This window comes from Roseateles sp. P5_B10, from assembly GCF_056400485.1.
On the sequence record NZ_JBFULE010000159.1, the window covers coordinates 1 to 8727 of the forward strand.

Sequence of the window (8727 nt, forward strand, 5' to 3'; positions counted from 1 at the left end):
CGACGACGGCGGCCAACTCAAAGCGCGCCGGCTTGGCAAAACCGAGCGCGTTCGCAAACAGCAGCACGAGCTTGGGGCGCATGCGCTTGCCGCCGGCATGCACGATGTAGTGCGCGATCTGGTCGATCAGCGCCACATCGGAGGACAGGCGCTGCGCGATGACCGCGTCGACCTGGGCCATTTCGTCGGCCAGCAGGGCGAGTACCTCAGCAACTTGGGATGGGGGCGAGGCTGACTCGACGCGCACGTGGACTCTCAGGCAAGGAATGTGGTGATTATAGAAACGGCGTCCATGCGCTTGCGGGCATGGTCGGGCCGCACTGTTGTCGTGAGGCTTGCAGGAGGCCCAGCGCGTGGAGCATTGCCTTTCGATGAAGCGTCAGGGTATACTCGCGGGCTCTTTGCAAGCCGTGTGTCTTTGATGGGTGGCGGGCAATGGGGATCAAAACCGACAAAAAGGCCCGACGAGGGTGGCGGCACCGGCTGAATGGCTGGCGTCAAGCTGCTGGAGCCGGGTGATTGCACCCCTGGGGTGCGGAAGGATGAATATGTACGCGGTCATCAAAACCGGCGGCAAGCAATACAAGGTTGCTGCTGGCGAAAAGATCAAGGTCGAGTTGCTCGACGTGGAAGTCGGCGCTGAGGTCACTATCGACCAAGTGCTGGCCATCGGCAGCGGCGACGGCCTGACGGTCGGCGCTCCGCTGGTCGCCGGCGCTACTGTCAGCGCCAAGGTTGTCAGCCATGGCAAGCACGACAAGGTTCGCATCTTCAAGATGCGCCGTCGCAAGCACTACAAGAAGAGCCAAGGCCATCGCCAAAACTTCACCGAGCTGGAAATCAGCGCGGTCAACGGCTGATTTCAGTCGTCTTTCGCTAATTTCTAGGAGCTAACTCATGGCACAGAAAAAAGGCGGCGGTTCCACACGGAATGGCCGCGACTCCAAGCCCAAGATGCTGGGCGTCAAGGCTTACGGCGGTGAACTGATCTCCGCAGGTTCGATCATCGTGCGTCAGCGCGGCACCAAGTTCCACGCTGGCGTCAACGTCGGCATGGGCAAGGACCACACGCTGTTCGCGTTGGTCGATGGCCACGTGTCCTTCGCCATCAAGGGCGAGAAGAACCGTCAGACCGTCGTCATCACGCCGCTGGCGGCTTGATGATTGCGTGATCCGGACGGGTCGCCCGCCCGGATACTTCCAAGCCCCGGCTCGCCGGGGCTTTTGTTTTTTAAGGTCCGGCTTGCCGGAGCCTTTGCTTGTTTGATCCGGCTTGCCGGGTTTGTTTTTTGGAAAGCCCGCCGCACTGAATCGCAGCGGGCGCGCCGCAACCCAGCCAGTACGATGGCTGCTCAGCCATGAAATTCGTCGACGAAGCCACCATTGACATCGCAGCCGGCAACGGCGGCGCGGGCTGCGCCAGCTTTCGTCGCGAGAAGTTCATTCCCTTCGGTGGGCCGGACGGCGGTGACGGCGGCAAGGGTGGCAGCGTGTGGGCCGAGGCGGACCGCAACCTGAACACGCTGATCGACTACCGCTACGCACGCCGCCACGAGGCACGCAACGGTGAGGCTGGTCGCGGTTCCGACTGCTTCGGCGCGGCGGCCGACGACATCGTGCTGCGTGTGCCGGTCGGCACCATCATCACGGACCTGGAAACCGAATCCGTCATCGGCGAGTTGATCGAGTCCGGCCAGCGCATTCTGCTCGCCAAGGGCGGCGACGGCGGCTTTGGCAACTTGCATTTCAAGACGTCGACCAACCGTGCGCCGCGCCAGAAAACGCCGGGTTGGCCGGGCGAGGCCAAGAAGCTGCGCCTGGAGCTGCGCGTGCTGGCCGACGTTGGCCTGCTGGGCCAGCCCAACGCCGGCAAGTCGACATTGATCACGGCGATCTCCAACGCCAAGCCCAAGATTGCGGACTATCCGTTCACGACGTTGCATCCCAACCTCGGTGTCGTGCGCGTCGCGCCCGAGAAGAGCTTCGTTGTCGCGGACATTCCAGGCCTCATCGAAGGCGCCTCCGAGGGGGCTGGCCTCGGTCACCAGTTCCTGCGCCATTTGCAACGCACGCGGCTGCTGCTGCATGTCGTCGACATCGCGCCCTTTGATCCCGAGGTCGATCCGGTCAAGGAAGCCAAGGCTATCGTGGCCGAGCTGAAGAAATACGACCCTCAGCTGCATGCCAAGCCACGCTGGCTGGTGTTGAACAAGCTGGACATGGTTCCCGAGGAAGAGCGTGCCACGCGCGTGAAGGACTTCGTCAAGCGCTATCGCTGGAAGGGGCCGGTCTTCGAGATCTCGGCGCTGACACGCCAGGGCTGCCAGCCGCTGATCCATGCGATCTACGAACACGTCGCTGCCGAGCAGAACGTGCTGGTCGAGCCCGATATCCGTTTCGAGTCCAACAGCCCCGCCGAATGAGTTTGCTGTCCAGCGCACGCCGCATCGTCGTCAAAGTCGGTTCCAGCCTCGTCACTGACGAGGGCCGCGGCATTGATGCCGAGGCGATCGCGAACTGGAGCCGCCAGCTGGCGGCGTTGGCGAAAGAGGGCCGTGAGCTGATCATGGTGTCCAGCGGCGCTATCGCTGAGGGCATGAAACGTCTCGGTTGGGCGACACGCCCCAAGGAACTGCACGAGTTGCAGGCCGCTGCAGCCGTCGGTCAGATGGGCCTGGCGCAGATGTACGAGAGCCAGCTCAGTGCCCAGGGCATGGCCAGTGCCCAGGTGCTGCTGACGCACGCCGACCTGGCGGACCGGGAGCGCTATCTCAATGCGCGCTCGACGCTGCTGACGTTGCTGGCCCACCGCGTGCTGCCCGTCATCAACGAGAACGACACCGTCGTCAACGACGAGATCAAGTTTGGCGACAACGACACGCTGGGGGCGCTGGTCGCCAACCTGGTCGAGGCCGATGCGCTGGTGATCCTGACCGACCAGCGCGGCCTGTATTCAGCCGACCCACGCAAGGACCCGACCGCCCGCTTCATCGATACGGCACAGGCCGGCGATCCGGAGCTGGAGCGCATGGCTGGCGGCGCCGGCTCGAGCATCGGCCGCGGCGGCATGATCACCAAGATCCTCGCGGCCAAGCGCGCAGCTGGCAGTGGCGCCGGCACTGTCATCGCCTGGGGGCGCGAGCCCGATGTGCTGCTGCGCCTGGCGCGCGGCGAGGCCATTGGCACGGCCCTGCTGGCGGCCACGCCCAAGCTGGCGGCGCGCAAGCAGTGGATGGTCGACCATCTGCAACTGCGCGGCTCGGTCAAGGTGGATGCCGGCGCGGCGATCAAGCTGCGGGACGAAGGAAAAAGTCTGCTGCCCATCGGCGTGGTGGAAGTGCAGGGCGGCTTCCATCGTGGCGATRTCATCGCCGTGCAGACGGCCGAGGGCGTCGAACTCGCGCGCGGCCTGGCCAACTATTCAGCCTCGGAAGCCCGGCTGATTGCGCGCAAGCCCTCGTCGGAGTTCGAGGCCTTGTTGGGCTATGCGGCTGAACCTGAGCTGATCCACCGAGACAACTTGGTTCTCCGTTAGGAGCGCCAGCGTCAGTTGGGCGGCTCGCCCTCTGGTGGCGTTGCCGTTGCCTCCAGTGGCGCGTCCAGCGGCATTGGCCCGCTGTTGCGCTCCCGGTGCGCGGGCCGCATGCCGGCGCGCAGATAGCGGTTGTGATGGTTGATGCGCGGCAAGTAGCGCGCCAGTTCCGTCAGCGCCATCTCGTAAACGCCGCGCTTGAACTCGATGACGGCCTCCAGCGGCACCCAGTACTCGTTCCAACGCCAGGCGTCGAACTCCGGGTGATCGGTGGCGCGCAGGTTCATGTCGCAGTCGCGCCCCACCATCTGCAGCAGGAACCAGATCTGTTTCTGGCCCCTGTAATGGCCACGCGCATCTCGCCGAATGAAATGCTCGGGCACCTCGTAGCGCAGCCAGTCGCGAGTCCTCGCGATGATGCGCACATGCTCTGGCGTGAGCCCCACTTCTTCGTGGAGCTCTCGGAACATCGCCTGCTCAGGCGTTTCACCGTGCTTGATGCCCCCTTGCGGGAACTGCCACGAGTGCGTCCGGATGCGTTTGCCCCAGAAGACCTCGTTGCGTTGGTTGAGCAGGATGATGCCGACGTTGGGGCGGAAGCCTTCACGGTCGAGCATAATCAACCTCAAATCTCTAGTTGGTTCGATTATTGCATCGGGCCGCGATGGTCACAGCGCCCTCGCTAACCCGCAGAGTTCTCCCTGTTTTGTCGTGACTTCGGCCGGGTTTTCACCCGGCCTTCGCATTTGCCAGGCGCTCTCCTGGCCTTTGATCCGGTCTGCCCATGAAAGCCTCCCAGTTCTTCGTCTCCACCCTCAAGGAAGCGCCCGCCGATGCCGAGGTCGTCAGCCACAGGCTGATGATGCGCGCCGGCATGATCAAGCGCCTGGGCGCCGGCATTTACAACTACATGCCGATGGGTCTTCGTGTCATCCGCAAGGTCGAGAAGATCATCCGCGAGGAGATGGACGCTGCCGGCGCCGTCGAATGCCTGATGCCCGTCATCCAGCCAGCCGAGCTGTGGCAGGAGACGGGCCGCTTCGACAAGATGGGCCCCGAGTTGTTGCGCGTGAAGGACCGCCATGGCCGCGACTTCATCGTGCAGCCGACCAGCGAGGAGGTCATCACCGACATTGCCCGCCAGGAGCTGCGCAGCTACCGCCAGCTGCCGAAGAATTTCTATCACATCCAGACCAAGTTCCGCGACGAACGCCGTCCGCGCTTCGGCCTGATGCGCGGCCGCGAATTCACGATGAAGGACGCCTACTCCTTCGACCGTGACGTCGAGGCCGCCGGCCGCAGCTACGACAACATGTACGCGGCCTACGGCAAGATCTTCGACCGCTTCGGCCTGCAGTACCGCGCCGTCGCTGCAGACACCGGTGCCATCGGCGGCGACCGCTCGCATGAGTTCCAGGTCATCGCCGAGACCGGCGAAGACGCCATCGTCTATTGCCCGACCAGCGACTACGCCGCCAACATCGAGCTGGCGGAAGCCGTCGCCCTGCTGCCCGGCCGCGCCGACGCGCTGCAGACGCTCACCAAGACGCCCACGCCGGGCAAGGCTACGTGCGCCGAGGTGGCGCTGCTGCTCGGTCTGCCGCTCGCGCAGACGGTCAAGTCCCTGGTGCTGGCCACCGACGAGCTCGACAAGGACGGCAACATCGTCAAGACCCAGGTCTGGCTGCTGCTGGTGCGCGGCGACCACGACCTGAACGAGGTCAAGGCCGGCAAGGTCGAGGGATTGAAGGGCGGCTTCCGCTTCGCGACCAGCGGCGAGATCGACGCCCATTTCGGCTGCAAGCCCGGCTACCTTGGTCCCATCGGACTGAAGCAGCCGCTGAAGATCGTCGCCGACCGCACGGTCGCCGTCATGAGCGACTTCGTCTGCGGCGCCAACGAGGCTGACTTCCACTTCACCGGCGCCAACTGGGGCCGCGATCTGCCCGAGCCCGACGTCGTTGCAGACATTCGCAACGTCGTTGCCGGTGACCCCTCGCCCGACGGCAAGGGCCTGCTCGCCATCCAGCGCGGCATCGAGGTCGGCCATGTCTTCTATCTCGGCACCAAGTACTCGGCCGCGATGAACGCGAACTTCCTGGACGAGAATGGCAAGCCCAAGCTGATGGAGATGGGCTGCTACGGCATCGGCGTGACCCGCATCCTGGGTGCCGCCATCGAGCAGAACCATGATGCGCGCGGCATCATCTGGCCGGACGCCATCGCACCCTTCACCGTCGTCATCTGCCCCATCGGCATGGACCGGAGCGAAGAGGTCAAGGCCGCCGCCCACAAGCTGTACGAGGAGCTCAAGGCGCTGGGCGTTGACGTGCTGCTGGACGACCGCGGTGAGCGCCCCGGCGCGATGTTCGCGGACTGGGAGCTCATCGGCGTGCCGCACCGCGTCGTGCTGGGCGACCGTGGCTTGAAGGAAGGCCAGGTCGAGTACCAGGGCCGTCGCGACGAGGCCGCGACCAAGCTCGCCGTGGCTGATGTGGTCGGCCACCTGAAGGGCCTGCTCAAGCTTTGAAGCGCCGGCTGCTGCTGTCCAGCCTGCTCGCCGCGCCGCTGGCGGCGCAGGCCGGCGCCCAGGTCGAGGAGCCGCTGGCGGACTCGATGCGCTCGGCGCTGACCGCCTCCATCGCCCAGGCGGCCCCGCCGCGCCCGAAGTTCGAGGCCAGCCAGGTCGATGAGCGCATGGCCTATCTGCGCTGGCTGGGCGCGATGAGCGAGCGGCTGAAGAAGCGCAAAACCGAGACGCAGATCCGTATCGAGTTCCTCGAGACGGTCTGGTACGAGGCCAAGCGCGCGGGCCTGGAGCCCAGCCTCGTGCTCGGCCTCGTGCAGGTCGAGAGCGGCTTTCGCAAATACGCCATCAGCATCGCCGGTGCGCGCGGCTATATGCAGGTCATGCCCTTCTGGGCCAAGCTGATCGGCGACGGCGATGCCGCRCGCCTCTTTCACATGCAGAGCAATCTGCGTTTCGGCTGCGTCATCTTGCGCCACTACCTGGACCTGGAGAAGGGCGACCTCTTCCTTGCTCTGGGCCGTTACAACGGCAGCCGCGGCCGGCCCGAGTATCCGAACGCCGTATTTGCCGCGCGGCGGCAGTGGTTGCTGCCCGGCGAGAAATGACTCAGGGCTTTCCCGGCGTGGCTTGTGGCCGGGAGCGGTCAGGGCGTTAGGCTTTGAGGTTTCGTCCACAAGACAAGCCACCCATGCCCGCTGCCAAACGCTTCGCGCCTCTTCTCCTGACGACATTGCTGGCCACCAGCCTGAGCTGGGCTCAGCAGCCCTCGGACAACCCCCTCTTCGCGCCCAGCGCCTTGCCGCTGCAATACCCGCAGTTCGACAAGTTACGCGACGAGCATTTCGGCCCGGCCCTGGACAAGGGCATGGCCGAGCAACTGGCCGAAATCCAGGCCATCGCCGACAACCCTGCAGCGCCGACTTTCGACAACACCATCGTCGCGTGGGAGAAGAGTGGCCGGTTGCTGGGCCGCACCTCCACGCTGCTGTTCAGCCTGCTTGGTGCCGATGCCAACCCCGCCCGCCAGCAGTTGCAGACCGACTACGCCGCCAAGCTCGCCGCCCATCGCGACGCGGTGCTGCTCAACCCCAAGCTGTTCGCCCGCATCGAGACCTTGTACGCGGCGCGTGGCAAGGCAGCGCCCAACGCCGAAGGCAAGCGCCTCATCGAGCGCTACCGCCGCGACATGGTGCGTGCCGGTGCGCAGCTGAGCGACGAACAGAAGGTGCGCATGAAGGCCATCAACGCCGAGTTGGCGACGCTGGGCGCGCGCTTCAACAAGGCGGTGCTGGCTGAAGTCAATGACTCGGCTCTCATCGTTGACAGCGCCGAGGATCTTGCCGGGCTCACGCCGGCCCAGGTGGCCGCCGCGGCCGAGACCGCCAAGAAGAAGGGTCTGGAAGGCAAGTACCTGTTGACGCTGCTGAACACCACCATCCAGCCGCTGGAGACCGAGCTGCAGAACCGCGCGCTGCGCGAGCGCCTGCACCGCGCATCCGTCGCGCGCGGCAGCCGCGGCAATGCCAATGACACGACGGGCATCGTGTCCCGCGTGATGACGTTGCGCCAGGAGCGTGCGGCCCTGCTCGGCTATGCGACGCCCGCCGCCTATGTGCTGGAGGAGGAGACGGCCAAGTCCGCCGAAGCCGTCAATGCCATGCTCGGCAAGCTTGGGCCGGCGGCCGTGGCGTMGGCCAAACAGGAGGCCGCCGAGCTGCAAAAGCTCATCGACACCGACCAGGCCGCCAAGAAGCAACCCAGCTTCGCCCTGCAGCCCTGGGACTGGAGCTACTACGCCGAGAAGCTGCGTGCCGCCAAGTACGGCTTCGACGAAAGCCAGCTCAAGCCCTATCTGGAGCTCTCCAGCGTGCTGGAGCGCGGCGTGTTCTTCGCCGCCAACCAGCTCTACGGCATCAGCTTCAAGCGCCGCACCGACCTGCCGGTCTACCGCGACGACGTGCGCACCTACGACGTCTTCGACACCGACGGCAAGCAGCTCGCCATCTTCATCGCCGACCTCTACGCCCGACCCAGCAAACGCGGCGGTGCATGGATGAACGCCTACGTCAGCCAGAACGCGCTGGAGGGCACGCAGCCGGTCGTTGCCAACCATCTCAACATCCCCAAGCCACCAGCCGGTGAGCCGACTCTGCTGACCTGGGATGAGGTCAACACCTTGTTCCACGAGTTCGGCCACGCGCTGCATGGCATGTTCAACAAGGGCCAATACCCGGGCCTGGGCCGCGTGCCGCGCGACTTCGTTGAATATCCCTCGCAGGTCAACGAGGTCTGGGCCGACTGGCCCAGCGTGCTGGCCAGCTATGCCAAGCACTACCAGACTGGCGAGGCCATGCCGCGTGAACTGCTCGACAAGGTGGCGCGTGCCAAGCGCTTCAACCAGGGCTACACGACACTGTCCTATCTGAGCGCCGCCATCGTCGACCAGCGCCTGCACCAGCTCAAGGCCGGCGAAGTGCCCGCAGCCGACGGCATCATGGCCTTCGAGGCCAAGGTGCTGAAGGACGAAGGCGTTGACTTCGGCCCCGTGCCGCCGCGCTATCGCCTGCCTTACTTCAGCCACATCATGGGCGGCTACTCGGCCGGCTACTACGCCTACATCTGGAGCGAGGTGCTGGACGCAGACACCGTCGAATGGCTGAAGGCC

General features: G+C 65.2%; 9 protein-coding genes. 7 read left to right on the forward strand and 2 right to left on the reverse strand.

Annotated features, from left to right (window positions below):
* Positions 1 to 181 (reverse strand): polyprenyl synthetase family protein (locus AC1DU6_RS12415; protein WP_477857505.1); only part of this gene is annotated, 181 nt, incomplete at its 3' end.
* A 367-nt stretch (positions 182 to 548) separates the two neighbouring features.
* Here AC1DU6_RS12415 and rplU point away from each other — a divergent pair.
* The 4 genes from rplU to proB all read left to right on the forward strand — a co-directional run bounded on the left by rplU (position 549) and on the right by proB (position 3535).
* Positions 549 to 860, forward strand: a complete 312-nt coding sequence (gene rplU, locus AC1DU6_RS12420) for a 50S ribosomal protein L21 (RefSeq protein ID WP_056203376.1) — start codon at positions 549 to 551, stop codon at positions 858 to 860.
* A gap of 37 nt (positions 861 to 897) precedes the next feature.
* On the forward strand, positions 898 to 1161 hold the full coding sequence (gene rpmA / locus AC1DU6_RS12425; protein ID WP_056203384.1) for a 50S ribosomal protein L27: 264 nt from the start codon (positions 898 to 900) through the stop codon (positions 1159 to 1161).
* 197 nt (positions 1162 to 1358) lie between these two features.
* Positions 1359 to 2423 (forward strand): Obg family GTPase CgtA, encoded by a 1065-nt coding sequence (gene cgtA, locus AC1DU6_RS12430; RefSeq protein ID WP_457443078.1) that lies wholly within the window; start codon positions 1359 to 1361, stop codon positions 2421 to 2423.
* Positions 2420 to 3535, forward strand: a complete 1116-nt coding sequence (gene proB, locus AC1DU6_RS12435) for a glutamate 5-kinase (protein WP_477857500.1) — start codon at positions 2420 to 2422, stop codon at positions 3533 to 3535. Before cgtA ends, proB begins: the two co-directional genes overlap by 4 nt.
* A gap of 11 nt (positions 3536 to 3546) precedes the next feature.
* Here the strand turns inward: proB and AC1DU6_RS12440 are convergent, their stop codons facing one another.
* Positions 3547 to 4149: an RNA pyrophosphohydrolase gene (locus AC1DU6_RS12440; protein ID WP_457323373.1), complete on the reverse strand. Its 603-nt coding sequence runs from the start codon at positions 4147 to 4149 to the stop codon at positions 3547 to 3549.
* Between the two features lie 167 nt (positions 4150 to 4316).
* Here AC1DU6_RS12440 and AC1DU6_RS12445 point away from each other — a divergent pair, with 167 nt between their 5' ends.
* The 3 genes from AC1DU6_RS12445 to AC1DU6_RS12455 form a co-directional block, all read left to right on the forward strand.
* A complete protein-coding gene (locus AC1DU6_RS12445) occupies positions 4317 to 6062 on the forward strand; it encodes a proline--tRNA ligase (RefSeq protein ID WP_477857502.1) in 1746 nt (581 codons plus the stop codon).
* Positions 6059 to 6667, forward strand: coding sequence for a lytic transglycosylase domain-containing protein (locus AC1DU6_RS12450; RefSeq protein ID WP_056203398.1), 609 nt, complete (start codon positions 6059 to 6061; stop codon positions 6665 to 6667). Before AC1DU6_RS12445 ends, AC1DU6_RS12450 begins: the two co-directional genes overlap by 4 nt.
* 83 nt (positions 6668 to 6750) lie before the next feature.
* Positions 6751 to 8727, forward strand: a 1977-nt coding sequence (locus AC1DU6_RS12455) for a M3 family metallopeptidase (protein ID WP_477857503.1), incomplete at its 3' end; no start/stop codon positions are given.